This window comes from Novosphingobium sp. SG751A, from assembly GCF_013149295.1.
GTDB lineage: Bacteria > Pseudomonadota > Alphaproteobacteria > Sphingomonadales > Sphingomonadaceae > Novosphingobium.
In genome coordinates this window covers 281,006-306,604 of the sequence record NZ_JABGCB010000006.1, presented here as the reverse complement: position 1 = coordinate 306,604, position 25,599 = coordinate 281,006, and the positions used below count along the sequence as shown (strand labels likewise).

22 protein-coding genes are annotated in these 25,599 nt (G+C 64.6%); 15 read left to right on the top strand and 7 right to left on the bottom strand.

Going from position 1 to position 25,599, the window contains the following annotated elements; all coding sequences use genetic code 11:
• Positions 1-92: 92 nt before the first annotated feature.
• The 5 genes from FHW96_RS10560 (at position 93) to FHW96_RS10540 (ending at position 6,298) form a co-directional block, all read left to right on the top strand.
• Positions 93-1,973 carry an MFS transporter gene (locus FHW96_RS10560; protein ID WP_172340519.1) on the top strand — a complete coding sequence of 627 codons (1,881 nt, stop codon included), beginning with the start codon at positions 93-95 and terminating at the stop codon, positions 1,971-1,973.
• 11 nt (positions 1,974-1,984) lie between these two features.
• On the top strand, positions 1,985-3,073 hold the full coding sequence (locus FHW96_RS10555) for an LLM class flavin-dependent oxidoreductase (protein ID WP_172340518.1): 1,089 nt from the start codon (positions 1,985-1,987) through the stop codon (positions 3,071-3,073).
• Complete coding sequence (locus FHW96_RS10550) at positions 3,070-3,897, top strand: phytanoyl-CoA dioxygenase family protein (protein WP_172340517.1); 828 nt, start codon at positions 3,070-3,072, stop codon at positions 3,895-3,897. Before FHW96_RS10555 ends, FHW96_RS10550 begins: the two co-directional genes overlap by 4 nt.
• 11 nt (positions 3,898-3,908) lie before the next feature.
• On the top strand, positions 3,909-4,838 hold the full coding sequence (locus tag FHW96_RS10545; RefSeq protein ID WP_172340516.1) for an alpha/beta fold hydrolase: 930 nt from the start codon (positions 3,909-3,911) through the stop codon (positions 4,836-4,838).
• A gap of 371 nt (positions 4,839-5,209) precedes the next feature.
• Entirely contained in the window at positions 5,210-6,298 is a 1,089-nt protein-coding gene (locus FHW96_RS10540) for a LacI family DNA-binding transcriptional regulator (protein WP_172340515.1), read from the top strand.
• Here FHW96_RS10540 and FHW96_RS10535 read toward each other — a convergent pair.
• A complete protein-coding gene (locus FHW96_RS10535) occupies positions 6,295-6,582 on the bottom strand; it encodes a DUF1330 domain-containing protein (protein WP_172340514.1) in 288 nt (95 codons plus the stop codon). The two genes, FHW96_RS10540 and FHW96_RS10535, sit on opposite strands and share 4 nt — an antisense overlap.
• A 52-nt stretch (positions 6,583-6,634) precedes the next feature.
• A complete protein-coding gene (locus FHW96_RS10530) occupies positions 6,635-9,151 on the bottom strand; it encodes a TonB-dependent receptor (RefSeq protein ID WP_172340513.1) in 2,517 nt (838 codons plus the stop codon).
• A 444-nt stretch (positions 9,152-9,595) separates the two neighbouring features.
• Between FHW96_RS10530 and FHW96_RS10525 the strand changes: the two genes are divergently transcribed.
• Both FHW96_RS10525 and FHW96_RS10520 read left to right on the top strand, forming a co-directional pair.
• A complete protein-coding gene (locus tag FHW96_RS10525; RefSeq protein ID WP_172340512.1) occupies positions 9,596-10,150 on the top strand; it encodes a hypothetical protein in 555 nt (184 codons plus the stop codon).
• Positions 10,147-10,554: a hypothetical protein gene (locus tag FHW96_RS10520; protein WP_172340511.1), complete on the top strand. Its 408-nt coding sequence runs from the start codon at positions 10,147-10,149 to the stop codon at positions 10,552-10,554. The genes FHW96_RS10525 and FHW96_RS10520 overlap by 4 nt, the downstream gene beginning before the upstream one ends.
• On the opposite strand, the gene FHW96_RS10515 is transcribed toward FHW96_RS10520, so the two are convergent.
• The 3 genes from FHW96_RS10515 to FHW96_RS10505 are packed head-to-tail and all read right to left on the bottom strand — an operon-like array spanning position 10,547 to position 13,291.
• Entirely contained in the window at positions 10,547-11,362 is an 816-nt protein-coding gene (locus FHW96_RS10515) for an alpha/beta fold hydrolase (RefSeq protein WP_172340510.1), read from the bottom strand. The genes FHW96_RS10520 and FHW96_RS10515 overlap by 8 nt on opposite strands.
• The gene (locus FHW96_RS10510; RefSeq protein ID WP_172340509.1) at positions 11,352-12,617 is read right to left on the bottom strand and encodes an MFS transporter; all 1,266 of its coding nucleotides are present in this window, start codon (positions 12,615-12,617) and stop codon (positions 11,352-11,354) included. Before FHW96_RS10510 ends, FHW96_RS10515 begins: the two co-directional genes overlap by 11 nt.
• Positions 12,614-13,291, bottom strand: a complete 678-nt coding sequence (locus FHW96_RS10505; RefSeq protein WP_172340508.1) for an SDR family oxidoreductase — start codon at positions 13,289-13,291, stop codon at positions 12,614-12,616. The genes FHW96_RS10510 and FHW96_RS10505 overlap by 4 nt, the downstream gene beginning before the upstream one ends.
• A 234-nt stretch (positions 13,292-13,525) precedes the next feature.
• Between FHW96_RS10505 and FHW96_RS10500 the strand changes: the two genes are divergently transcribed.
• Genes FHW96_RS10500 through FHW96_RS10480 form a run of 5 tightly spaced genes read left to right on the top strand, consistent with a single transcriptional unit; the run spans position 13,526 to position 20,433 of the window.
• Positions 13,526-14,890, top strand: a complete 1,365-nt coding sequence (locus FHW96_RS10500; RefSeq protein ID WP_172340507.1) for an LLM class flavin-dependent oxidoreductase — start codon at positions 13,526-13,528, stop codon at positions 14,888-14,890.
• Position 14,891: 1 nt separating this feature from the next.
• Complete coding sequence (locus tag FHW96_RS10495) at positions 14,892-16,610, top strand: amidohydrolase family protein (RefSeq protein WP_172340506.1); 1,719 nt, start codon at positions 14,892-14,894, stop codon at positions 16,608-16,610.
• 9 nt (positions 16,611-16,619) lie between these two features.
• The gene (locus FHW96_RS10490) at positions 16,620-17,798 is read left to right on the top strand and encodes a M24 family metallopeptidase (protein WP_172340505.1); all 1,179 of its coding nucleotides are present in this window, start codon (positions 16,620-16,622) and stop codon (positions 17,796-17,798) included.
• A gap of 5 nt (positions 17,799-17,803) precedes the next feature.
• Positions 17,804-19,084, top strand: coding sequence for an MFS transporter (locus FHW96_RS10485; RefSeq protein ID WP_172340504.1), 1,281 nt, complete (start codon positions 17,804-17,806; stop codon positions 19,082-19,084).
• 5 nt (positions 19,085-19,089) lie between these two features.
• Positions 19,090-20,433 carry an LLM class flavin-dependent oxidoreductase gene (locus FHW96_RS10480; RefSeq protein WP_172340503.1) on the top strand — a complete coding sequence of 448 codons (1,344 nt, stop codon included), beginning with the start codon at positions 19,090-19,092 and terminating at the stop codon, positions 20,431-20,433.
• Positions 20,434-20,472: 39 nt separating this feature from the next.
• Here the strand turns inward: FHW96_RS10480 and FHW96_RS10475 are convergent, their stop codons facing one another.
• Positions 20,473-21,927 carry an NAD-dependent succinate-semialdehyde dehydrogenase gene (locus FHW96_RS10475; RefSeq protein WP_172340562.1) on the bottom strand — a complete coding sequence of 485 codons (1,455 nt, stop codon included), beginning with the start codon at positions 21,925-21,927 and terminating at the stop codon, positions 20,473-20,475.
• Positions 21,927-22,925: an alpha/beta hydrolase gene (locus FHW96_RS10470; protein WP_172340502.1), complete on the bottom strand. Its 999-nt coding sequence runs from the start codon at positions 22,923-22,925 to the stop codon at positions 21,927-21,929. Before FHW96_RS10470 ends, FHW96_RS10475 begins: the two co-directional genes overlap by 1 nt.
• 175 nt (positions 22,926-23,100) lie before the next feature.
• Here FHW96_RS10470 and FHW96_RS10465 point away from each other — a divergent pair, with 175 nt between their 5' ends.
• From FHW96_RS10465 to FHW96_RS10455, 3 genes are read left to right on the top strand one after another with little or no spacing between them, the layout of a single operon-like run.
• Positions 23,101-23,790, top strand: a complete 690-nt coding sequence (locus FHW96_RS10465; protein WP_172340501.1) for an isochorismatase family protein — start codon at positions 23,101-23,103, stop codon at positions 23,788-23,790.
• Complete coding sequence (locus FHW96_RS10460; protein WP_172340500.1) at positions 23,783-24,679, top strand: polysaccharide deacetylase family protein; 897 nt, start codon at positions 23,783-23,785, stop codon at positions 24,677-24,679. Before FHW96_RS10465 ends, FHW96_RS10460 begins: the two co-directional genes overlap by 8 nt.
• The gene (locus FHW96_RS10455; protein ID WP_172340499.1) at positions 24,676-25,596 is read left to right on the top strand and encodes a polysaccharide deacetylase family protein; all 921 of its coding nucleotides are present in this window, start codon (positions 24,676-24,678) and stop codon (positions 25,594-25,596) included. Before FHW96_RS10460 ends, FHW96_RS10455 begins: the two co-directional genes overlap by 4 nt.
• Positions 25,597-25,599 lie beyond the last annotated feature (3 nt).

Below are 25,599 nucleotides of genomic sequence, written 5' to 3'. Positions count from 1 at the left end.
TCACCATTTGTGCAAAATAACCGCCAATTTTTGCATTCTTATTGCACATAAGGCGGCGCACCGGCGCTCCCGAACCTTGCCGGAGGATTATCATGCAACGCAAAGCCTTGATCGGCTGGGGCCTCGGTTCCTTCACCTCGGCGGCGCTGGTGGGGGCGGTCGGGTTGCTCCACCTGCGTTTCATGACCGATTCGCTGGGCATGGCGATGGGCGCGGCGGGGCTGCTGGTGGTTCTTTCCAAGATCTATGATGCCGCCATCGACCCGCTGGTCGGCCTGCTGTGCGATGCCACCAGCACGCGCTGGGGCCGCTATCGTCCCTATCTGGCGGGCGGCGGCGTTCTGGCGGCGCTCTCACTGGTGATGCTCTTCAACGTGCCGGGCGGGCTGGGCGCGGCGGGTCTGCAGCTCTGGTCGGGCGCCTCTCTGCTGGTCTTTTCCACCGCCTACACGCTCTATCGCATCCCCTATCTGGCCATCGGGCGCCAGATCACGCAGGATTTCCATCAACGCTCGCGCCTGATGACCTTCAGCGTCTATGGCTCCTCGTTCGGCGGGCTGGCGGCCACCTCGGCCGCGCCGTGGATGCTGGCGGCGCTGGGCGGCGACAGGGCGGCGCATGGGTTGCTGGCGCTGGTGCTGGCAACGCTGGTGGCAGCGGGCGGGATCGGCACTTTTCTGCTGATCGACGGGCTGGAGGGCGCGGAGGCCGCGCCCGAAAGAAAGCGCCTGAGCTGGCAGAAGTGCCTGTCCGCGATCCGCGCCAACCGACCCTTCTGCCGCCTGATCGGCTTTAAGGTGACAATGTTCGCCGGGCTGACGCTGCATGGCGCGGCGCTGCCCTATTACACGCGCCATGTCCTGCACGCCTCGGACAAAGGCCTCGCCTCGATCTTCCTGCTCCAGACCTTGGGGATGATGGTCAGCCAGCCCGGATGGGTGCGCATCGCGGGTCGCCTGGGCCGCCGCCGCGCGCTGATGCTGGCCGCAGGCGCGCAAACCTGCGCGATGCTGCTGTGGTATCTGGTTCCGGCGGGCCATCCCGTGCCATGGGTGCTGATGCTGGGCGGGGCCGAGGGCCTTTGTTTCGGCGGCCTGTTCTTCGGCCTCTACACCGTACTGACCGACACGATGGACCATGCCCGCCTCCATGCCGCCATGGCCGATAGCGAGGGCGGGCTGGCCGGGGTTTTCGTGATGGTGGAAAAGGCCACCGCCGCCTTTGGCACGTTCATTTTCAGCACGATCATGAGCCATGCCGGCTTCGTCTCGGCCCGTGATGCGGGCAGCGTGCAAGGATCAGGCGTCGTGCTGGGCATTGTCCTGTCCATGTCGGTGCTGCCCGCGATGGCCGCGACGGTCGCCTGCCTGTTCCTGCGCCATAGCGGCGAAGAGGCCATGGCCGCGCGCCCTCGCGATGGCCTGCCCGCCACCATGGCCATCGGCGCGCTGGCCATGGTGATGGTGCTGGGAACCACGCCTGCGCCCGCCCGCGCGCAGGGATCGGGTATCACCATCCCCCAGATCACCGCCGATGCGGGCGGCGTCTCGCATCTTTCCACCATTACCCTGCCCCGCGCGCCCGGTGCCGATCCGCTGCTGCTCAACGCGCGGCTGACCACCACCGACACCGAGATCGGGGTCAGCCCGCCCGGCACCTTCATCGACTGGCACCGGGTTTCCAGCCCGCGCCTGCTGGTGGTGCTGAGCGGCACGCTGGAGGTGGGGCTGGGTGATGGCGCGATCCGGCAATTGCATGCGGGCGACATCGTTCTGGCCGCCGACACGACAGGCAAGGGCCGCACCAGCCGCGCCATCGGCGTCGCGCCGGTCATGGCCATGACCATCCGCCTGCCGCGTGAAGAGCCGCTCAAACCACGCGCCTCCTCCTGCCCCGATGGCGTGGCGCCGGGCGATTGCGTGGCCAACCACCTGAACATTCAGCACAATCCTCAACCCGTGCCCAAGCCCTGAGAGGACAATCCATGCCTGTCGAAATCACCGGCATTGTTTCCCATAACCGGGGCACCCCGCTCGATCACGCCCCACCCGGCCAGTTCGACCCCGCCGCCATGCTGGAAAGCGCCAAAGCGCAGGAAGCCGCCGGTTATGACCGGGTGCTGATCGCCAACAATTCGTTGATGCCCGACAGCCACGCCATCGCGACCCATGTTCTGGCGGGAACTCAGCGGCTGAAAGTCCTGCTGGCCCACCGCCCCGGCTTTATCGCGCCCACGATGGCGGCGCGGATGCTGACCACGATCGACAGGCTGGCGCCCGCGCGCGTGGCCGTCCACATCATCGCCGGGCCCAGCGACAAGGAACTGGAGGCCGACGGCGATTTCACCGCCAAGCCCGACCGCTATGCCCGCGCCGATGAATATGTCGGCATCCTGCGCCGGATCTGGGAAAGCCCCGCGCCCATCGACCACGAGGGGCGCTTCTATCGCTTTAACCAAGCCTTCAGCCCGGTCAAACCCGGCGCGATTCCCGTCAGTTGGGCCGGGACATCAAGCGAATCCATTGCCGCATGCGGCCGCCATGCCGATGTATTCGCCATGAGCGGCGACACGCTGGCCCATATCGCAGGCCATCGCGACCGCGTGCTGGCGGCGGCGGGTGAACGCCCGATGGATTTCATGATGACCATGCTGGTGATCCTTGGCGAGACCGAGGCGCAGGCATGGGAAAGGGCCGATGCCGTCCTGCGCAATTTCCGCGCGATGATGGCGCGCCTGCCCGCGCCCCAAGGCCCCAGCAATTTCACACAATCCAGTCATGCAGGCGAGGCCATCCTATCCAGCGCCGAAAGCGCCCATCGCCACGACCGCTGCCTCTGGTTGGGCGTGACCCATCTGGCGCAAGGGCGTTTCGGCAATCAGGCCACGCTGGTCGGCACGCCCGATCAGGTCTGCGCCGCGCTGATGGACTATTACGCCATGGGCATCACGCGCTTTCTGATCCGCGGTTTCCGCCCCGATCAGGACCTCGCCGAATATGGCGGAAAACTCTTTCCCCGCCTGCGCGCCGCCGCGCTGGCCCATGATGCCGCCAATCAAGGAGCCGTTCGATGACCATGCAATATGCGATTACCCAGGACCATATCGACACCTATGCGCGCGATGGCGTGGTGGTGCTGCGCGGATTGCTGGATGCGGAATGGGTTGCGCGGATGCAGGGCGCGATTGCCCGCGTGTCCGCCGATCCGGGGCGCTATGGCATGTTGGGGCCGTCGAATGGGGCGATGCTCTCGGTCTGCTATCTGTGGCGTAATGACCCCGATTTCCGTGCCTTTGTCATGGACAGCCCGATTGCCGAGGCCACCGGCCGGGTGATCGGCGCCGACCATATCCGCATGTATCACGATCATCTGTTTTCCAAGCCCCCGCTCAGCCCCTCGGTCATGCCATGGCATTGCGACGAGACGGCATGGCCGGTCAGCGGAGAAATGGCGCCCAACATCTGGACAGCCTTTACCCCGGTGAACGAGGAAAACGGCCGGATCGAATATGTCGCCGGGTGGCATCAACATTGTGTGGAGGAGGGTTTGACTTTTGGTTTTCGCCCCGATCAGGCCGATGGTCTGTGCCCCAATTTCGAGGCCGAGCGCGACAATCCCGATTTCGCCTTCCGCTTCGTGACATTCGATATGGAGCCGGGTGACGCCGTGATCTTTCACCCGCATACGCCGCATTTTTCCAAGGGCAATGACAGTCCCGCTCTGGCCCGCACCGGGTTGGCGGTGCGTTTGTTCGGGCATGACGTGCGCTGGCGCAATGCGCCCTACAAGGCCGCGATACCCGGCGTGGAAGCAATGCCCGAGGGCGAATTGGTTGACGGGGCGCAGGATGTCTTGCCGATACTGTGGCGCCGTGATGATCTGCGCGCGGGCGCATAAGGAGCAATACGATGATGAACCGCCGCGAGATGGCCAAGATGATGGGAATGAGCGCCGCGATGATGGCAGGCGGGGCCGCCGCGGCGCCAAGGGCACCCGCCCCGATTGTTCCGCCCGCCGGACCCTGGACGCGCTTTGGCCAGATCCGGCGCGGCGGGGGCGTGCTGCATTACGCCACGCTGGGCGAGGCGCGCGCCGGAGTTGCACCCGTCATCCTGCTCCACAAGCTGGGCGGATGGCTGGCCGACTGGCGGCAGGTCGCCCCGGCCCTTGCGCAGGGGCGGCAGGTGATCGCCTTTGACCTGCCCGGCCATGGCCGATCGCGGATGGATGGGCCGCCACCCTATATTCACACGCTGGGAGAAACGGCAGCGATGCTGTTTGGCGCGCTGGACGAGATGGATATCCCGGTGGCAGACGTGATGGGCACCTCGCTGGGAGGCTGCATTGGCGTGGTGATGGCGGCGGCCAATCCGGATCGCGTGCGGCGGCTGGGCGTGATTTCCAGTGCTCTGGGCGGGCGCAAATCCCTGGAGGAAGTGCGGCAGGCGGTGGATGTGAAATTGAAGCCGATTTTTGATGCGGGTGGTCATCCGTTACCCACTGGCCCCGAATTGCTGGTGGGCACCTTTGGCATGGTCCATGCCGATGCGATCAATGGCGAGGGCATTCAGAGCCGTCAGGCCGCCGATCTCTGGCTGCAACCGAGCGAGCGCGGCGTGGGCGTGACCGATCTCAAATCCGCGCTGCGCCGGGTCGAATGCCCGACCCTGCTCGTCTATGGCCAGTTCGACAAGGCCTATCAGCGTTTCCGCCCCTTTGCCGAGGCAGTGCTGCGCCGGGGCGAAACGGTGGTGGTGCCCGACAGCGGCGCATGGGTGATCCAGGACAATCCGCAGGCGACGGCGCCCTTGCTGGCGCGCTTTCTCGACGCGGGATAATCGGCGCAAAAAGAACCCGGGCCAACGCGGCCCGGGCCAGTGAGGGTCGTTGCAGGCGCGGCGGCCTTTTTTGCCGTCTGCGCCCGGTTCCTTGACGCCCTTTGCCGCAAAGGTAGGGCGCGAATTGTGAATTTTGCGCAATTACGTTCAATTCATAATGCACAATATTGCGATATTTCGTGCAATTCAGCCACGCCATTACCCCTGTCCGACAGGCGGACAGTCCGCGCGCGCCGGCCAAATTGCGGGCCGGATCTGCGCAAAGCTGATCGGCCGCAGGGCATCACCGCCACCGGGTTTGACAATTCGTGCAACACTCGTAAGCCTGATGCACAGACCTTCACCCCGTTCACGGACCAGCAGCCGATCGCATGAAGCCCAAAGGCCCCTCCAAACCCGCCGCACGAACCATCACCCCCAAGGCCGTCGGGCGCAAAGTCAGCGCCGACGATGTGGCGCGCATGGCGCAGGTCTCGCGCTCGGCGGTGTCACGCACCTTTACGCCGGGGGCCAGCGTCGCGCCCCAGACCCGCGCCAAGGTGCTGGCCGCCGCGCAGGCGCTGGGCTATCGCCTGCAATCAGCCACCAGCCAGCAGAACCATGGCCGCCCCAAGCGCGCCGCCGTGGTGATGGCCAACCTGTTTTCGCCCTATTTCTGCCACCTCTACGCCATGTTCGAGGATGAGCTGCGTCAGCGCGGCTTCGACGTGGTCTGGCGTATCGTCAGCGATCTGGCGCTGCTGGACGTGACCGTTGGGGACATGGTCGATGAACAGGTCGACGGCATCATCGTGCTCTCCGCCGTGCCGGGCGCGGCGGTGCGCAAAAAAGTCGTTGCGGCCGGTATCTCGCTGGTGGTGATGGATCGGCAGGATGTGGTCGAAGGCGCCGCTCTGGTGTGGATCGACGGACCGGAAATCGGGCGCAGCATTGCACAATTGATGCAAAAGGAAGGGCGCAGCCGCCCCGCCGCGATTGCCGCCAATCCGCGCCGCCTGACCGAATTGCAGGCCTTTGCCCATGCCATGGAAATGGGAGGCAGCGCGCCCTGTCGCTGGGTCGATACGGGCTGGACCTATGAAAACGGGATCACCGCGGCGCGCGTCCTGTTTGCAGGCGAGGATCGGCCCGACGCGATCTTTGCCGCTTCGGACTATCTGGCCGTGGGCATTGTCGATGTGGCGCGCAAGGAATTCGGCCTGCGCGTGCCCGAGGATGTCTCGGTGGTCGGCTTTGGCGACACTTCGCAATCGCGCTGGCTATCGCACGCGACCTCCTCAATCCACCTGCCGCTGCTCTCGCTGGTGCAGACGGCGGTATCGACGATGGCAGGGCGGCTGGGGCCCAATGTGGCGCCGCCGCCGCGCATCTGGCTGGCCTGCGATGTGATCGAGCGCGAGACGACGCTGGGGCTGAGCTTTGCCAACAATCCCGCCGCCATCCCGCAATATGCCGATTAAAGGATAAGCCGCGATTCCACCACGCCGCCGCCGTTGATGCGATGCGCCTTGCCCGCCAGATATAGCGGCGAGTTGACATAGGCGCGCGCCGCATCCGCATCGGCAAAGCGCAGGACCACCACCAGCTCGGCAGGATCGACATCGCCCTCCAGCACCTCGGCCACCTTGCCGCGCAGCACATATTCGCCGCCGAAACTTTCAGCCACGCCCGCCACGGCTTTGAGATATTCACCAAATTTTTCGCGATCATGCACGCGGACCGTGGCGACAATATGGGCGGCCATAAACCCTCCTTTGCAAAATGGGGGCGGACCGCATGGCCCGCCCCGAACAGGTTTACATCTTGACCTTCAACTGAAGCCCGAAGGTGCGCAGATCCGGCAAGCCCACCAAAAGGGCCGAGAAATAGGCCGAATGGGCAAAGCTGGGGTCCAGCACATAATTGTCGGTCAACGAAGTATAGGTCTTGTCGTTAAGCAGGTTGTTGACGAAAACATCGACCGCAAACCGCCCCTTCGACACGCCCGCGCGCAGGTTGAACTTATGCGCGTCCGGCGTCTTGGCGATATTGGCCTCGTTCGACCACACGCCCGACTTGAAATTCCAGTCCAGGCGGGTGAACCACTTGGCATCGGCCACATTCTTCAATTCGCCGCCCAAAATGACGCCGACATTGGCCGAATATTTCGACGTATACTTCATCTCCTTGCCGGAGAAGTCATAGATGCCGGTCAACTGGCTGATCGTCGTGCTGCGGAAATATTTGATATCGCTGCCGTTCAGCGCGCCGCCGGCCTCGATGCTCAACAGGTCGCTGACCTTCCAGCTGGTGTCCAGTTCAACGCCGTAAAGATCAACCGAGCCCGAATTGGCCGAGGTGTTGATGAAGGTGAAGCCGGTGGATGTGGTGGGATCGGCGGCCACGATGGTGATCGCGTTGATCTGGTTGCGCCACTGGGCATAATAGGCCGCCGCCGTATAGCGCAGGCGCCCGTCCAGCGCCTTGCCCTTCATGCCGATTTCGTAATTGGTGATCTTTTCCGGCGCAATGGTCAATTGCCCCCCGGCGGCCAGCGCGGCGGCCTGAACCGAGGCGGTCTGGGCCAGAATGGTGGTGTTGAACTGCGCCGGGTTCACGCCCTTGGCCCAGGATGCATAGACCATGGTACGCGGATTGATCTGCCAGTTGATAATCGCGCGCGGGGTGAAATTTTTATAGGTCTGCTGCACCAACAGAGCATTGCCCGCATAGGTGCCCGCCGGAATAAAGGCGCTGGACGTGATGGTCTGGCCGCCCGAACGGGCATAGGCCCCCAAAGTATCAATCTGATAGCGCCCTTCGATGCTGGCCGAAAGATTGGGCAGGACATCATAGGTCAGGCCGAAGAACATGCCCGTGGTGCGGTTCTCGCTCTTTCCGCCCGGCACCAGCAGCGATGCCGTCAGCGCGCCCGTGCCGCCGCCGCCGCCCGACCATGTGTCGGCCTTGAGATAGCTGACGCCCGCCACCGCGCGCAGTGGGCCATGGTTATAGGCCAGACGCCCTTCCATCGACCAGTCCAGATTGCGCCGCTCGACCAGATAGGGGAAATCGTAATAACCCTTGGGATTGGTGGTCGATGGGAAGCCGGAGGAATCGAAACCATCCAGATCGATCAGCGTCGACCAGACCTCGCGGTTATACCCGGCCAGTAAGTCGGCGGTCAGGTCGCTGGAAATCTTGTAATTGACCGCCGTATGCGCATGCTGGCTCTTGCGCAGCAGGCCATAGCCATCAACGCTGTCGCTGGTGGGAATAACCCGGTTCGAGGTCATCGCGAGGAATTGCTTGATCGCGTCGGTGTTGACCGTGTTGGCCGAAATCGGATTAATCAGGCCCGGCACCGTGCCGCAGATATAGGCGTTTGACACCGTGCTGCCATAACCCTGCACCCCGCGCGTATTGCCGCTCAGCGTGCAATTGGACTGGTTGGCGGCCACCTTTGTGCCCGAAGCGGTGGTGATGTCATAGCCATAAAGGCGCGTCTGGGCAGGCGCCCCGTCGCGGTCCTCGCTCATCATGCCGAACAGTTTCATCGTCAGCTTGGGGCTGGGCTTGAACACGATCAGCGCGGAACCGGTGGTGGTCTTTTGATCTCCCAGCGTGCTGCCGTCATAGGCATTGCGCCACGAACCGTTCTTGGAAAAGCGCTCGCCCGTCACGCGGAAGGTCAGCATGTCGCCGATGATCGGCCCTTCGACCGTGCCTTGCAGTCGGTAATTGGCGCGCGTTCCCACCATGCCGGTCATCGTGCCGGCCCATTCGCCCTTAGGCTCCTTGGTGGTGACATTGATCGCGCCGGCAAAGGTATTGCGGCCGTAATAGGCGCTTTGCGGGCCTTTCACCACATCGACCTGCGCCGGATCGGAGACCGAGGTCACCTGGGAAGGCGAGGAAACCGGCACGCCGTCGATGAACATCGAGGTGGTCGTGGCCAGCGTGGTCGAGGGCGTGAAGCCGCGCAGCACGACCTGCTGGAACGAACGGTCGGCATGGCCCGAAGAGCTGTTGTTGACATTCACCCCCGGCGTCGAACCGGCCAGATCGGTGATCGAGACGATGCCGCGCTGCTCCAGCGCAGCGGCGGTCATGGCCGTCACGGTGACGGGAACTTTGAGAATATCCTCGGACCGCTTGCGCGCGGTGACGGTAATGGCGCCCGGATCATTGGCGGCATCCCCGACGGAGGGTTCTGCGGCGGGCTCTGCGGCTTGGGCCGGGCCTGCGGCGGCCAGCGTGGCGCCCATCGCCAGCGCCGAAGCGGCCAGGTGGAAAATGGAGAGAGAACGGATCGGTCGTGGGTAACGCGTCATGGTGATAACCCCTCATTTCAAGCCGGCCCACGCGGGGCGGCAACTTTCATCCCGTAAGATTGTCTGGGGCGGTCCTGCGTTTCGCCCCGGTGCTCATGCTGTTTGACCGGGCGTTATGCTCGCCCGTTGGTATCCGGGCGAAGATGGACATCATGGACGAATGTGCACATGATTCTGCCGCGGACGAGCAAAAGTTGCATCCAGATCCGTTTTCCCGATGCACGATATAGGGCCTATTCGCCTGTCGGATGATGATATGCGCCGCCATACAGATGCAAGATTGGTCGAAAGCCCATGCATATCCTCCCATAAAAGGGCTCAATCATCGCCATTTTCCGCCGATTTTTCGTAATAACTCCGCCTGTCGGACGATACTGCACCACATCTTGGAACCGCAGAACCAATGCACATCAATGCACATATCTTGCAAGAAAGGATGTCTGCATGTCCGATGAAGCACCCCTGAGCCCGCCGCGCCGCGCCCTGATACGCAATCTTGCTCTGGCGGGCATGGCCGCGCCGCTGGCCTCCCCGGTCCCGGCGCAAAGCCCGCCACCCTTCCCACTCGATTTTCATGGGACAGGGCCGATCCCATGGTTTGCCCGTGCCTTCCATCTCTACACCGCGCAGGGCGGCAAGAGCCGGATCGAAAGCCTGCCAGTCAACACCCCGGTGATGGGCGAAATTGCCTTGTTCCTGCGCCGCGAGGCCGAGCGCGTTTCCATCGGCGGCACCGCCCCCAACGCCGGTTTCAGCTTTCATGTTGCCAACCAGCCGACCCTGCTGATCCCGATTTTCGGCACGATGCTGATCGGGCTGGAGGATGGATCGTTCCACGAATTGCGCCATGGCGACATCGCCATTGCCGAGGATTGCAGCGGCAAGGGCCATATCTCGCGCGCCGGGCCGCAGGGCTCCTTCATGGCCTCGGTGCAGATGCCCAAGGCGCTATGCCCCGCGACAGGCAGCAGCGAGCGCGACAAGCTGTGGTTCCGATGAGCGGCGCGCCCTATCAGGCCGTGGCGATCATGCCCACAGCCGATGGCGGATCGCGCCTGCTCGACCTGCCACTGGCGCTCTGTCGCAAAACGGACGCCGATCTTTGGGAAGGCATCGCGGGCGCCACCGGATGGGGCATAACGCAGGGATCCGGTGAGGGTTATGGCGAATGGCACAATTCGGCCATTGCGGGCCTGTCGATCGTGCTGCGCGGATCATGGGCGGTCGAGGCGGGCGATGGGGCGCGGCGGGTGCTGCGCCCCGGCGATATGCTGGTGATGCTGGACACGGTCGGGCGCGGCCATCGCTCCTATCCGCTGGAGCAGCCCTGCACAGTGATCGGCATCGCCTTTGACGCGCCAACCGAGGCAAGGATGAGGCAGGAAGCCGCCTTGATCAGCTAAGAAAACCCAGGATGTCCGGCGCAATATCGGCCGCATCAAAGGCCAGAAATCCATGCGCCCGACCCGGCAAGGGCCAGAGCCGCCCATGGCGCAGCACCGGCGCGACCTGCTGCGTCACCTCCCAGAGATCATCCTGCGCATTGATCACCAGCGCCTGCTGCTCCACCTGCGCCAGCGCCCCAAGGAAATCATAGCGATACACGCCAATATAGCCCCATGGCATCCGCGCGCCCAGCCGCAGACATTCCGCCATTGCCACATGGCGCTGCTCGCTGGTCATGCGCGCATCGCCAAGCTCGCCAAAGATCGCCCAGAGCTGTTCGACATGGGCCAGATCGGCGCCGGGACGCGGGAACTTCTCCAAAAGCAGCGCCAGTCGCCGCTCGCGCTCATGCTCTGGATAGGCCGCCAGACCGAACAGCACCAGCCGCCGCACCCGTTGCGGCAAACTGACGGCCAATTCGGTCGCGATGATCGAACCGGTATGCGCACCCATCACATCAAAGGCACCATCCCCGATCTCTCCCCGCTCGGCCAGATAATCGACCAGATCGCCCATCACGCCCGCAAAATCAGGGATCGAGGCGGGCTCTGGCGGCGCATCGCTCATGCCATAGCCGGGCGTGTCAGGTGCAATCACCACCCGCCCCTGCGCCAACAGCGGCAGGATCGGCATCCATTCATAGCTGTTGCTGGGCGTCTGATGCAGCACAAGCAAGGGCGGCTGCACCATCGGCCCATCCGGGCGGACAATGCGGTAATGCAACTGGCCGAAACGGCTGGGCGCATAGGCTTTTTCAACAAGCATCCAATTTCTCCTGCGCCCGCGCGGCCATCGCCGCCAGCAAGGCCGAAAGGGACAGGGCAACCCCGCCCACCAAAGCCATCGACCAGCCCACGCGGGCCGGATCGACAAATACGCGCTCGGTCAGCGCCGCCACCGCCAGCGGCCCCAGCGAGCCGCCGATCATCGTCATCACGAAAGCATAGAGCGCGACGGCCAGCCCGCGCGCCTCGACCGGCACCGCATCGGCCAGAATGGACAGCATCGTCGTGCCATAAATCGCGCTCGTCGCCATCACCGTGGCCGTGATAATCATTGCGCCCGCGCCGCTCTGGCTGACAAAGCCCATGCAGGCCGGGATGGTCAGCAACGCCAGCAAGGCGCTCATCCGCAACTTGGCAATGGTCCCGCCTGCCCGCGCCACACGGTCCACAAAAATCGCGGCCAGCCCCGCACCCACCAGTGAGCAGGCCATCTGCGCCGCGCCCAATTGCTTGCCCACATCGGCGGGGGCGTAATGATAGGCCCGCCCCAGCAAAGCCGCGCCCCAGCCCGAGGCCGCCGCCGCCCCCATCGCAAACAGCGCCACCGCGCCATAAAGCGGCAGCAGCACACCGCGCCGCGCCGCCATGGCCGCAAAGGGCAGGCTGAGCGGCTGCGCCTCCTTCGTGCGCCGGGTATGTGCAATGGAAAGCAGCAACAGCGCCACCGGCAACCCCGCCAGCCCCATCAACACAAAGGCGATCCGCCATGGCGCCAGATCCGCAATCCCCGGCCACCCGGCAAAACCGCCCGCCGCGCCCGCCTGAAGCACCGCCCCGGTGGCCATCGAGCCAAGGCCATAAGCGACCATGCTGCCCAGCACATACAGCGCCATTGGCCGCCCGCGCCGGTCAGGGGCAAACATCTCGCCGATCATGCCCACCGCGCAGGGGCCAAGCACCGCCTCGCCCACGCCGATCACCAGCCGGGCGAGAAACATCTGCGCAAATGTCTGCGCCAGACCGCAGGCGATAGTGCCCGCGCTCCACACCAGAATACCGCCGAACAACAGGCGGCGCCGGTTGACCCGATCCGCGACATAGCCGAGCGGCAGCCCCACCGAGACATAAAAGACCGCAAAGGCAAAGCCTTGCAGCAGGGCAATATCCACCTCGCCAATCGCCAGATCGCGCCGCACCGGATCGACCACCAGCGCCAGCATCCCACGATCCACCGTCGAAACCACCTGCGCGATGCACAGGATCAGCACCGCGCTCCACGCGCGCCACGGTTTCATGCCGCAGGCCCGGCGGGATTGTTCACCGGCACGCCCGCGCCATTGATCGCGCGCGAGGCCGGACTGAGCAGAAAGCCGATGACATCGGCAATCGCTTCGGGATGGGTCCATTTGGCCGGATCGGCCCGGGGCATGTCGCGGCGGTTGGCGGGCGTGTCGATCACGCCGGGCAGCACCGCGTTGGCGCGTATCCCGCGCGGGGCCAGTTCGACGCTGAGCGCCTCGACCACGCGCAGGACAGCGGATTTGGCCGAAGCATAGGCCGCCATGCCCGCCCCCGCGCGCGCCGCCGCCATACCGCCCACGGCAACAATCGCCCCGCCATGGGCCATATGCGGCACGGCGGCCTGCACCACCGCGATCAGACTTTCGACATTGCCGGTCTGCATCGCGCGCCAATCCTGCGACGTGCATTCCAGCACGCGATGCATGGCAAAACCCCCGGCCAGATGCACCACGCCGTCCAGTTCGCCCAGCGCCTGCGCCGCCTGCGCCACGACCTGCGCGGCGGCATCGCGATCGGCCAGATCGACCGGGCCGAACCAACCGGGCGCAACTGCACCATGGCGTCCGGCGACCGGCGCGATATGCCAGCCCTGCGCGCCCAATCGCGCCATCACGGCCATGCCCAACGCTCCGCCCGCCCCAGTGATCAGCACTCTTTTTTCCGGCATCGAATCTGCCCTTTCCCCAACCGCGCGCATGGTGGATGCACCCATGTGCAGGCCCTGCACGCAGCATCACCTTGCCCCTGCACTCTATCCGGCAGGAGATCAGGCCATACGTCATTCACTCAGTTGCACAATTTCTTGCACGTTTTATCAAGGTGTCGCGCCGAAAATTCCGATAGGCGAACATTTCATGGGGATTTATCGCATGCACAGAAATGCACAACATAATCCCTCCTCATGAAACTTCTTGCTTTCCTGATGCAGACCGGCGGCCATATCGCCGGGTGGCGCCACCCCGATGCGCAGGTCAATGCGCTGACCGATATCGCCTATTTCCGGCAATGCGCGGCGGCGGCGGAAAGGGGTCTGTTCGACGCGGTGTTCATCGCTGATTCGGTGGGATACCCGCCCGCCAAGAGCGCCGACACTTTCGCCTGTCTGGAAACGCCCAAGCTGGACCCGGCCAGCATCATCGCCCATCTTTGCGCCACCACCAGCCGGCTCGGCTTCATCTGCACCGCATCGACAAGCTATTCCCAGCCCTATGAACTGGCGCGCCGTCTGGCCAGCATCGACCATATTTCGGGCGGGCGCATCGGGTGGAACATGGTGGCCTCGACCATGGAGAACGAGGCGCATAATTTCGGCCGCGCGGCCCATTACGGCCATACCGAGCGCTATGAACGCGCCGAGGAATTTGTTCAGGCCGCCAAGCGCCTGTGGGACAGTTGGGAAGATGGCGCGGTGATCGCCGACAAGGCGAGCGGGCGCTATGTCGATCCTGCCCGCCTGCACGGGGTTGACTATCGCGGCGATCATTTTGCCGTGGCCGGGCCGCTCAACGTGCCGCGCGGGCCGCAAGGGCACCCCGTTCTGGTACAGGCCGGGGCCTCGGACACGGGCAAACGTTTTGCCGCGCGCCATGCCGAGGTGATCTTCACATCGCACCCCAGCCCTGACACGGCCCGCGCCTTTCGGGCGGAAATGCATGATCTGCTGGCCGAAGTGGGCCGCGCGCCGGAAGGCCTGAAGATCATGGCCGCGATCACGCCCATCGTCGCCCCCACGCGCGAGGAGGCGCAGGCCATCCAGCGCGAGCTGGACACGCTGATCCCCACGCCCGTCGCCATCGGCAAGCTGGAAGGGCTGCTGGGCAATTTTGACCTCTCGGACCATGATCCCGATGGCCCGCTGCCCGATGTGCCGCAAAGCCATCTGTCGCAATCGACATGGGAGCAGGTGGTCGGCCTGGCCCGGCGCGAGAACCTCTCGATTGCCGAACTGGCCCGGCGCGTGGCGGCGGGGCGCACCAGCCGCTCCATCGCGGGCACCGCCGCAGATGTCGCCGATGAATTGCAGTATTGGTATGAGAGCGGGGCCGCCGACGGCTTTGTCATCACGCCCGCCTATCTGCCCGCCGGGCTGGAGGCTTTCGTCGCCCATGTGGTGCCCGAATTGCAGCGGCGGGGCCTGTTCCGTACCGAATATGAAGGGCAAACCCTGCGCGACCGGCTGGGGCTGGCGCGGCCCGCCAATGGCTATGAAACCGGCGACTATGCCCATGTTCAACCCGAAATCTGGCCCGCAAAGGGGGAGGCGTAAGATGGCCGATTATGATCTGGTGATCCGCGGCGGCACGCTGGCCGACGGCACGGGTGCGGACCTGTTCGAGGGCGACATTGCGATAGCCGATGGCCGCATCGCCGCCATGGGGCAGATCGCAGGGTCGGCCACGGAGGAAATTGACGCGCGCGGACAGCTTGTTACCCCCGGTTTTGTCGACATCCACACCCATTATGACGCACAGGTCACATGGGACAGCCACTTCTCGCCCTCCACCAACCATGGCGTGACCAGCCTGCTGATGGGTAATTGCGGGGTGGGCTTTGCCCCCTGCAAGCCCGAGATGCGCGAGCAGATGATCGACGTCATGGAAGGCGTTGAGGACATTCCCGGCATCGTCATGACCGAAGGGCTGCCGTGGAACTGGACCAGTTTTCCCGATTTCCTCGACGCGCTGAGCCAGCGGCGGATGGATGCCGATTTCGGTGTTGCCGTGCCGCATATCCCGATCCGCGTCTGGGTGATGGGCCAGCGCGCGGTCAAGCGCGAACCGGCCACCGCGCGCGATATGCAGCGCATGGCCGCCCTTGTGGCCGAGGGCATGGCGGCGGGCGCTTTTGGCTTTTCCACCACCCGCGTGATCGGCCATCGCACGGCAGGCGGCGAGCAATTGCCCGTCACCACCGCCAGCGAGGACGAGTTGATGACCATCGCGCTGGCCATGCGCCCGCATGGCAAAGCGCTGTTCATGTCGGCCTCGGAATTCGATACGGCCAATGGCTTTTCCAGCGAATTCCGCCTGTTGCAACGCATCGCCCAGGAATCGGGCCACACCGTCACCTTCCCCCTGCTGCAATATGACGAGGCGCCCGACCGCTGGCTGGAGATCGCCAATGCCTGCGCCAACGCCCGCGCGGCGGGGGCCGATATGCTGGGGCAAGTCGTGGGCCGCCCGGTAGGCGTACTGATGGGGCTGCAATTGACACTCCACCCGTTTCGCGGTTGCCCCAGCTATGACGCGATTGACGCATTGCCCTTGCCCGCGCGGGTGGCGGCGATGCGTGATCCGCATACGCGCGCCGCGATCCTGTCCGAATATGGCGGAAAGCTGGACCCGGCGAAATATCCCGCCTTCATGCGCTATATCCACCTGTGCTATCCGATGGGCGCGGAGCCGGACTATTCCCCGCCCGAAAGCCGCCGCCTCGACAATCTGGCCGCCGCACGCGGGGTTTCGCTGCCAGAGCTGGCCTATGATCTGCTGCTGGAGGAAGAGGGGCAGGCCATCCTCTATTTCCCGGCGCGCAATTTCACGCGCTTCAATCTCGACGTTGTGCGCGACATGCTGACCCGGCAGGACACGGTGCTGGGCCTTGGCGATGGCGGCGCGCATTGCGGAGCGATCTGCGATGGCTCGATGCAGACCTATCTGCTGACCTATTGGGCGCGCGACCGGGCGGGCGAAAAGCTCTCGATCCCCCATGTCGTCCATCGCATGACCGGCCATACAGCACGCGTAATGGGCCTGCGCGATCGCGGCCTTCTGGCCCCCGGCATGAAGGCCGACATCAATATCATCGACCATGACCGGCTGCATCTCCATCCGCCGCGCGCCTCCTTCGACCTGCCCGCAGGCGGCCGCCGCCTGACGCAGGAGGCGCAAGGCTATACCGCCACGATCCTGTCGGGCATCATCACCCACCGCGAAGACAGACCCACCGGCGCCTTGCCGGGCCGCCTGCTCCGCCGCGCTCATTAAGGCTTTCCCATGCTGCTCAACCGTCCCCGCGCCGATGCACTGATGGACCGCGACGGCATTGACGCCATCGTCGCCTCCACCCCGATCAACACCTATTACCTCTCAAGCTGGGCCACGGACGCCAGTTGGGGCTTTGGCGATCTGGCGCTGGCCCTTTTGCCGCGCGACCATGCCAAGGAAGCCGCCGTGCTGACCGTCGAGGTCGACACCGGCCAGCCGCAGCAGCGCGGCGGCACATGGATGCCGATCATCCGGGGCTATGCCCGCAAGCCCGGCATCGGCGCGGGCGGCACGCAAGGCGTGCTGACCAGCGAAGGCCTGCCCCAGAACCACCCCGAGGCGGTGGCCGATTATCTGCGCGAGATCGGCTTGGCCCAAGGCGCGCGCATTGCCTTCGAGGATCGCGGGCTGGGGCTGGATGTGGCCGCAATGCTGGGCGGGGCCATTGAAGTGGTGGGCGCGCGCGATTTCCTGCGCGACATTCGCATGGTCAAGACGCCCGAGGAAATGGGCCATATGCGCGCCGCCAGTCGCAAGACCGAACTGGCGCTCCAAATCAGCGCAGAAGCCATTGCGGCGGGCGCCACCTGCGCGGAGGCCGAGCGCGTGTTCTGGTCCGCCGCCGCGCTTGGCGGCGCGCGTCCGGTGTTCCTGCTCATCACCCCCTATCGCCCCGGATTTGGCCGTCTGGACAAGAACGCGCCGCTCCTGCCGGGCGATACGGTGACCTTCGACGCCACCACCGAATTTGCCCATTACACCAGCGACATTGGCCGCACCGCCGTGATCGGCATGCCGAACGCCGATCAATTGCGCGTGTTCAACGCCACCCGTCTGGGCTGGCGCGCGGCCCTGCCCCATTTCCGCGCGGGCGCATTGTCCACCGACGTCGAAAAAGCCGTCACCACCGCCATTCAGGCCGCCGGCAATCCCGAATTTCGCGGCTGCGGCCTGCATTCGGTGGGGCTGGAACATACCGATCATCCGCATCCCAATGGCGGGATGCACACATTCGAACTGGTCGATGGCATGGTGATCTCCTGCGATCTGCCATGGATCGGGCCAGAGATCGGCAAATTCCATTTCGAGGACATCATCTATCTCAAGGATGGCGAGGTCGAGATCCTCAATAACCCCGACGGCCGGTTGCTGGCCTGTATCGACGGCCGCACCGTGCCGGTGGAATGACCAACATGCGCGACTATCCCCCGGCGCGTCATACGATCTGGCCCATGGTGCTGCTGTTTCTAGGCGCTAATCTTTACAGCATCGACCGCGCCATCGTCGGCGTGCTGGCCGAACCGATCCGCAAGAGCTTTGCCATCGGCGATGCACAGATGGGCCTGCTGATGGGCATGGCCTACAGCCTGCTCTCGGCGGTGCTGGGGCTGGGGCTGGGCTGGCTGGTCGATCATCGCGACCGGCGGCGGCTGGTGGCGGGGGCCATCGCGCTGTGGAGCGTGGCGACCATCGCCTGCGGCCTTGCACCCAGCTTCGCCGGCTTCTTTGCCGCGCGCATGGTGGTGGGATTGGGAGAGGCAGCGATTGCGCCTGCCGCCCTCTCGCTGATCGCGGATCTGTTTGCCCCGGCACGGCGCGGGCGGGCGATGGCGGTCTATTTCATCGGTGCCAGCATCGGCTCGGGCCTGTCCTCGGTCATTCCGGGAATGATCCTGCGCCATGGCATCGCGATCACCCTGCCCCATTTCGGCCTGCTGGAGGCATGGAGAACCTGCTTTGTCCTGTGCGGGCTGTGCGGGCCGGCGGTCTCGCTCCTGCTGCTGACCGCGCAGGAACCCACCCGCCAGGCCGTCCCGCGCGAAGATAGCGCCCATATGGCCGCCAAGCTGGGCGCGCTATGGGCAAGGCGGGCTTTGGTGGCGCCGCTCTATCTGGGCTTTTGCCTGTTCTATGTCGCGCTGCTGGGCATCACCATGTGGACCGCGCCTTTTCTGATGCGCCACTATGGCCTGCCGATCACGGCTTTCAGCGGAGCGCTGGGGCTGATGCTGCTGGTGACGGGGGTGTCGGGCTATCTGATCAGCGGGTTGCTGGCGGATTCGCGCCTGTCGGGCGGGGCGGCGGGGCGCATTCCTCTGCTCTGCGCACTGCCGCTGCTGGGCCTGCCCGCCGCCTTTGCCGGTTTCGCGCCGGATTACCGCCTCTCGCTGGCCCTGCTGGGCACAATCGGCATCGCCATGCCGATGATCAATGTGGCGATGAACACCACGCTTCAGGATATTCTGCCCAACACGATGCGCGGCTTTGGCATGGCCATGCTGGGCCTGTGCAGCGCTATCGTCGCGGGCGCGGGCGGGCCTTGGGTCATGGCATTGGCGGGGGGCGGGGCCGGAGGTTCATCGGGCGATCTGGGACTGGCGTTCCTGCGCGTAGGGGTGCCGTTTCTTGTGCTTTCCTCGCTTTGTTTTGCCGCCGCATGGCGTGCGGCAATCGCTTCTTCTCAAAAGGATTAGATCCCATGAACAGCCGCCAGATGGTGCTGGCCACCTTTATTCACAACAGCGGCGCCCATCCGGGCGGATGGCGCTATGGCAACAGCGCCGACCAGCATGATGTGGATCACTATGTCCGCCTCGCCAAAACCGCCGAGCGCGGCAAGCTGCACTGCTATTTCTCCGGCGATCAGCAGGGCCTGCCGATGATCAAGGGCCGCGACGCCTATGCCGCCACCGATTATGCGGGCAAGCTGGAGCCGACGACCTTGCTCGCCGCCCTTGCCATGGTCACCAGCGACATTGGCCTGATCGGCACAGTGTCCACCACCTATAACGAACCCTATGCCGTGGCCCGCCGCATGGCCAGCCTCGACCATATCACCAAGGGCCGCGCCGGGTGGAACGTGGTGACCAGCGCGGGCAACAGCGAGGCGCGCAATTTCGGCCATGACAGGCTGATGGACCACGATCTGCGCTATGAACGCGCCGAGGAATTCGTCGATGTGGTGAAAGCCCTGTGGGACAGTTGGGAAGACGGTGCCGTCCTGCGCGACAAGGCCGCAGGACGCTATTTCGATCCGGCCAAGCTGCGGCAAATGAACCACAAGGGGCGTTTTTTCAAAGTGGCCGGGCCGCTCAATGTCGGCCGCCCGCCGCAGGGCCACCCCGTCATCGTGCAGGCGGGCGGATCGGGGCCGGGCCGCGCACTCTCGGCCCGCACCGCCGATCTGGTGTTCACCGCTCAGAGCAGCAAGGACAAGGCCATCGCCTTTTACGATGACATGAAGGCTCGTGCGGCGACGTTTGGCCGCGATCCGGCGCATATGGCGGTGCTGCCCTCGGTGCAATTGCTGGTGCGCTCCACCGAGGCCGAGGCCCGCGCGGCGCAGGAGGAATTGCTGCACCTGATCCCCGATGCGCTGGCATGGGCCACGTTGCAGATGCAGATCGGATTCGACCTGTCCGATTATGGCCCCGATGATAAAATGCCCGACATTCCGCTGACCAATGGGGGGCAATGGGTGCAGCAGGAACTGGTCCGCATGGCGCGCGCCGAGGATCTGACGCTGGGCCAACTGGCCAAGCGCGCCACGGTCAGCCGCGCCAGTTTCTCGATGGCCGGAACGCCCGAACAGGTGGCCGACATGATGGAGGACTGGTTCCGCGCGGGCGCCGCCGATGGTTTCTCGCTATCGCCCAATTACCTGCCGGGGGGGCTGGAGGATTTCGTCGATCAGGTGGTGCCGATCCTGCAAAAGCGCGGATTGTTCCGCACCGAATATCAAGGCGATACGTTGCGCGACAATCTGGGCATTCCCCGCCCGGCCAACACGCTGGCGGGCGATGAACCGGACCTCTGGGCCTGACAACAGGGCTGCCCCGGCGCGCGCCGGGGCAGCAGCCCATCAGCCCGATACGGCCAAACAGACCATCTTGATATTGAGATAGTCGTCCATGCCGTAATGCGAGCCTTCGCGGCCCATGCCTGATTCCTTGACCCCGCCAAAAGGCGCGACCTCGGTGGAAATCAGGCCGGTGTTGACCCCCACCATGCCATAGCGCAGCGCCTCAGGCACGCGCCACACGCGCTCGTAATCCCGGGTAAAGAGATAGGACGCCAGACCCGCATCAGTGTCATTGGCAATGGCGATCGCCTCCTCCTCGGCTTCAAACCGCACCAGACCCGCCACCGGGCCAAATGTCTCCTCGCGGCAAAGCAAGGCGTCCGCCGGAACCCCGGTAATGACGGTGGGGGCAAAGAACGTACCCTCGCCCGCAATCGCATCGCCGCCGGTCAGCACATGGCCCCCGCGCGCCACGGCGTCCTCCACATGCGCACGCGCCTTTTCCACCGCGCGCGCGTCGATCAATGGCCCCTGATCCGACGGACCGGCAAGGCCCGGCCCGACCTTCAACCTCGCAACCCGCTCGGCCAATTTCCGGGCAAAGACATCGTAGATCCCCGATTGCACGATAAGGCGGTTGGCGCAGACGCAGGTCTGGCCCGCATTGCGAAACTTGCTGGCAATCGCGCCTTCGACCGCGGCGTCCAGATCGGCATCATCAAACACGATAAACGGCGCATTGCCGCCCAGTTCAAGGCTCACCCGCTTGACCGTCTCCATGCATCGCGCGGCCAGTTTCTTGCCAACGCCCGTCGATCCGGTGAAGGTGAATTTGGCGATCCTTTTGTCGCCGGTCAGCACATTGCCGATGGGCGCGGCCTGCCCGGTGATGACCGACAGCACGCCCACCGGAACCCCCGCCTGCTCGCCCAGCCAGGCCAGCGCCAGCGCCGACAAAGGCGTCAGTTCCGAAGGCTTGATGATGATCGCGCAGCCCGCCGCCAGCGCAGGTCCGGCCTTGCGCGTGATCATCGCCAGCGGGAAATTCCACGGCGTGACAGCGGCAACGATGCCCACCGGCTCCTTGCGCACAAGGATGCGGCGGTCGGCCTGATGCGGGGTCAGCACGTCGCCGGTGATCCGCCGCGCCTCATCGGCAAACCATTCGAGGAAACTGGCCGCATAGGCCACCTCGCCGCGCGCCTCGGCCAAAGGCTTGCCCTGTTCGGCGGTCATGATGCGGGCCAGATCTTCCTGATGATCCATCATCAATTCGCCCCAGCGGCGCAGCACCGCCCCGCGCCCCTTGCCCGTCACGCGCGCCCACGCAGCCTGCGCGGGCACGGCGGCGTCAAGCGCCAACAGCGTCTCGGCCTCGCCCAGATCAGGCACATGGCCGACCAGCCCGCCATCGGCCGGGTTGGTCACGGCGATGCTGGCAGCGCCCCCAACCCATACGCCGCCCACGAAAGCCGCATCGCGCAGCAGCGCAGGCTCGGCCAGTTTCAGATCCATCATTTCGTCCTCTTCTCGCTCTTGTCGGCCAGCACCTGTTGCATCCACCAATCGAATTCCTCGATCCAATGGTCCACCGTGGTGCCGGTTCCCTTCATGCCAAAGCCATGCCCCCCGCGCGCATAAAGGTGAGTTTCGGGGCGATAGCCGGCGGCAAACAGCTTGGCGTAATAGTCCGGCACGCCCTGTCCCACGGCCAGATCGTCCTGCGCCATGGCAATGAAGATCGGCGGCAGTGCATCGGGCGCGGGCGTGGGCTTTGGTTGCAGCCATGGCTCGGACGGCGTGCCGGGGGGAAAGGGCAGATTGGCCGCCGGAATGGGCGGGGTGACCTTGGTAAAAGGCAGGCCATAGATCAGCCCGACGAAATCGGCGCGGTCCTCCGGTCTTGCCTCATGGGCCAACATGCCCGCGACATGGCCCCCGGCGGAAAAGCCCACCACGCCGATCCGGTGCGGGTCTATGCCGTAATCGGCCCCATGGGCGCGCAGATAGCGCAGCGCCAGCCGCCCATCGGCCAGCGCCGCCTCGCCCGCCTGTTCGGTCCCGATTTCGGCGTTCATCCGCTTGTGCATCGCCGCCTCGGTTTCGCCCGGCGCGATCTGGACCACACGATATTTCAGCACAAAGGCCGCGGTGCCATGCGCGGCCAGCCAGCGCGCCACCGCAACGCCCTCGCTCTGGATCGAGAGGAAGCGGAAGCCCCCGCCCGGCGCAACAATCACCGCCGCGCCGCGCCCCGCCGCATCATTGTCCTTTTCCGGCAGAAATGCCTGAAGCGTAGGCTGGCTGACATTCCACAGCCTCTGCCCGCCATCGCGCGCCTCCTCCTGCACCGGAACGTTCAGCGATCCGCCCCATGCGGGCGCGCCCTGCGGCCAAAGGGGCACGGGGGCCTGTTCGCGCACCGGGGCGGCCTGCGCCCCTGCCACGTTCAGGATCGCCCCGCTCAGGCTCAGCGCCAGCAAAGTGCCCATAATCCTGCGTTTCTTTGTCACGCCTGTTTTCCCCTAGGCCGGTTTCACACCCGGATTTGCGCGGCAGCCTCGCGCACGGGCAAGGCGGCTTGCCCGCTTTTTCCGGTGGGCGGACAAAATCGGGGCCGCAGTGGCCAAAGCGGCGCGCAAAAGGCCAGCCTTAGACGCAATCCCCATTCCAGCAAGAGGCCCCGCCATGGATATAATCGGCACGAAAATGGTGAGCGACGGCAAGACCGCGCGCCAGATCTTCGAGGAGGTGATGGCCAATCCCGCCCGCGCCAAATTCGGCTTTGGGGAAAAGCTGGCGATTGTGAACATCGATTTTCAAAACGCCTATACCCGCATCGACCGGTATAAGACCGCCTATGAAACCGATCCGCGCCAGATCGAATATGTGAACACCATGTCCGCTCTGGCCCGCAAAAAGGGTATGCCGGTGATCTGGACCCATGTGGCCTATGCCGAGGATGCCAGCGACGCGGGCGTATGGGGCACGCGAACCAACACACCCGATTCCCTGCAGAACATCAAATATGACAGCGACCGTCACGCCTTTGACGAGCGCTGCGACATTGCGCCGGGCGATACGGTCTATACCAAGCGCATGCCCTCGCCCTTTTTCGAAACGCCGCTGCAAAGTCTGCTGGTGTGGCACAAGGTCGATACGGTGGTGATCACGGGCGGATCGACATCGGGCTGCGTGCGTGCCGGCGCGGTGGATTCGCTCTCGCGCGGTTATCGCACCATCGTTCCCATCGAGACCTGCGCGGATAAGCATGAATCCTATCACTTCGCCAATCTGACCGATCTTCAGCTCAAATATGCCGATGTCGAGCCGGTGCAGAGCGTGATCGACTGGCTGGAGGGTCGCCCTGATGCGTGAAGGAAGCCCCGATCCCGAACTCTATGAATTCCAGCGCTATCGCGCGCGCAAGCCTTTCGCATGGCCGGGCGGCAAGAAAGTGGCGGTGTGGATCTCGCCCAATCTGGAATATTACGAGATCGACCCGCCCGCCAATCCGCATCGCAAATCATGGGCGCGGCCGCATCCCGATGTCGTGGGCTATGCCCACCGCGACCACGCCAACCGCGTGGGCCATTGGCGCATGGCCGATGTGATGAGCAAACATGGCTTTCCCGGCTCGGTTTCGCTCTCGGTGGCGCTGTGCCAGCATCATCCCGATGTGGTGGCCGACGCCAATGCGCGCGGGTGGGAGTTCTTTTCCCACGGCATTTACAACACGCGCTATTCCTATGGCATGGACGAGGCGCAGGAGCGCGCCATCATCGAGGATTCGATCCGCACCGTGCGCGATGCCACGGGCCAGACGATCCGGGGCTGGCTGGCGCCCGCGCTGACGCATACGCCGCGCACGCTGGATCTGATTGCCGAATATGGCATGGATTACACCTGCGACCTCTATCACGACGACCAGCCGTTTCCGGTGAAGGTCAATAAGGGCCGCCTGCTTTCCATGCCCTACAGCCTTGAGGTCAACGACCACTATGGCTTCTTCATCTATAACATGAGCCCGCGAGACTATGCCCAGACGTTGATCCGGCAGTATGAAAGGCTGGCAGCGGAGGAAAGCGGCACGGTGATGTGCATCCCGCTCCATTCCTATCTGATCGGCCAGCCCCATCGCATCGGGCCGTTTGAGGAAGTGTTGCGCCATATTGCGCAGGATGCCGGAGAAGGTGGACGTGCGTGGATCACGCGGGCGGGCGACATCGCGGACGCATGGTATGACGCGCAGGAGGGCGGACAATGAGCCTCGACCCAACCTATCTGGAATATCCCCGCCGCGCCCTTGGCTATGACCACGCGCTCTATCCCTATGCGCCCCTGCCCAGGCGCGCGCCTCTGGCATGGCCGGACGGGCGGCGCGTGGCGGTGTGGTTCACGGTCAGCCTTGAATGGTTTCCGATTACCCCGTCCGACACGCCCTTCCGCGCGCCGGGTCATATGCAGACCGCCTATCCCGACTATCGCCATTACACATCGCGCGAATATGGCACGCGGATGGGGTTCTACCGGCTGCTCGATGCGTTTGATAAGGTGGGAGCCAAGGTCAGCGTTGCGGTCAATGCCGCGATTGCCCAGCGCTATCCCCAGATCATCGCGGATATTCTGGGCGCGGGCCACGAAATCATCGCCCACAGCACCGACATGAACGGCACCATCGCCTCCACCCTGCCGGTGGAACAGGAGCGCGCGCTGATTGAGCAAAGCCTTGCCACGCTGGAGGAGGCCACAGGCCGGCGCCCGCGCGGGTGGCATTCTATCGCCCGCTCGCAAAGTTTCGCCACGCTCGATCTGCTGAAGGAAGCGGGCGTCGATTACTGCGTCGATTGGGCGAATGACGAAATGCCCTTTGCCTTCAACAATGGGCTCGTCAACATCCCCCTCAACCACGAATTGTCCGACCGCCAGATCATCAATGTTCAGCAGCAGTCGGTGGACAGTTACGCGCAGCAGGTGCTCGACGCCCATGACTGGCTGAATGCCGAGGCGCAGGCGCAGGGCGGCGGGCGGATGCTGCCGCTGCATATCACGCCCTATATCATCGGCCTGCCCTATCGGATGGATACGTTCGAGCGCCTGCTGGCAGACCTCGCCGCCCGCCCCGACACATGGTTCGCGCGCGGCTGCGACATTTTCGATGCCTTTGCGGCAAACCAAGGATAATCC

Bases quoted from the DNA above. Each gene is read 5' to 3' on its own strand.
- FHW96_RS10560 (WP_172340519.1), top strand. From the start codon at position 93: ATGCAACGCAAAGCCTTGATCGGCTGGGGCCTCGGTTCCTTCACCTCG.
- FHW96_RS10555 (WP_172340518.1), top strand. From the start codon at position 1,985: ATGCCTGTCGAAATCACCGGCATTGTTTCCCATAACCGGGGCACCCCG.
- FHW96_RS10550 (WP_172340517.1), top strand. From the start codon at position 3,070: ATGACCATGCAATATGCGATTACCCAGGACCATATCGACACCTATGCG.
- FHW96_RS10545 (WP_172340516.1), top strand. From the start codon at position 3,909: ATGATGAACCGCCGCGAGATGGCCAAGATGATGGGAATGAGCGCCGCG.
- FHW96_RS10540 (WP_172340515.1), top strand. From the start codon at position 5,210: ATGAAGCCCAAAGGCCCCTCCAAACCCGCCGCACGAACCATCACCCCC.
- FHW96_RS10535 (WP_172340514.1), bottom strand. From the start codon at position 6,582: ATGGCCGCCCATATTGTCGCCACGGTCCGCGTGCATGATCGCGAAAAA.
- FHW96_RS10530 (WP_172340513.1), bottom strand. From the start codon at position 9,151: ATGACGCGTTACCCACGACCGATCCGTTCTCTCTCCATTTTCCACCTG.
- FHW96_RS10525 (WP_172340512.1), top strand. From the start codon at position 9,596: ATGTCCGATGAAGCACCCCTGAGCCCGCCGCGCCGCGCCCTGATACGC.
- FHW96_RS10520 (WP_172340511.1), top strand. From the start codon at position 10,147: ATGAGCGGCGCGCCCTATCAGGCCGTGGCGATCATGCCCACAGCCGAT.
- FHW96_RS10515 (WP_172340510.1), bottom strand. From the start codon at position 11,362: ATGCTTGTTGAAAAAGCCTATGCGCCCAGCCGTTTCGGCCAGTTGCAT.
- FHW96_RS10510 (WP_172340509.1), bottom strand. From the start codon at position 12,617: ATGAAACCGTGGCGCGCGTGGAGCGCGGTGCTGATCCTGTGCATCGCG.
- FHW96_RS10505 (WP_172340508.1), bottom strand. From the start codon at position 13,291: ATGCCGGAAAAAAGAGTGCTGATCACTGGGGCGGGCGGAGCGTTGGGC.
- FHW96_RS10500 (WP_172340507.1), top strand. From the start codon at position 13,526: ATGAAACTTCTTGCTTTCCTGATGCAGACCGGCGGCCATATCGCCGGG.
- FHW96_RS10495 (WP_172340506.1), top strand. From the start codon at position 14,892: ATGGCCGATTATGATCTGGTGATCCGCGGCGGCACGCTGGCCGACGGC.
- FHW96_RS10490 (WP_172340505.1), top strand. From the start codon at position 16,620: ATGCTGCTCAACCGTCCCCGCGCCGATGCACTGATGGACCGCGACGGC.
- FHW96_RS10485 (WP_172340504.1), top strand. From the start codon at position 17,804: ATGCGCGACTATCCCCCGGCGCGTCATACGATCTGGCCCATGGTGCTG.
- FHW96_RS10480 (WP_172340503.1), top strand. From the start codon at position 19,090: ATGAACAGCCGCCAGATGGTGCTGGCCACCTTTATTCACAACAGCGGC.
- FHW96_RS10475 (WP_172340562.1), bottom strand. From the start codon at position 21,927: ATGGATCTGAAACTGGCCGAGCCTGCGCTGCTGCGCGATGCGGCTTTC.
- FHW96_RS10465 (WP_172340501.1), top strand. From the start codon at position 23,101: ATGGATATAATCGGCACGAAAATGGTGAGCGACGGCAAGACCGCGCGC.
- FHW96_RS10460 (WP_172340500.1), top strand. From the start codon at position 23,783: ATGCGTGAAGGAAGCCCCGATCCCGAACTCTATGAATTCCAGCGCTAT.
- FHW96_RS10455 (WP_172340499.1), top strand. From the start codon at position 24,676: ATGAGCCTCGACCCAACCTATCTGGAATATCCCCGCCGCGCCCTTGGC.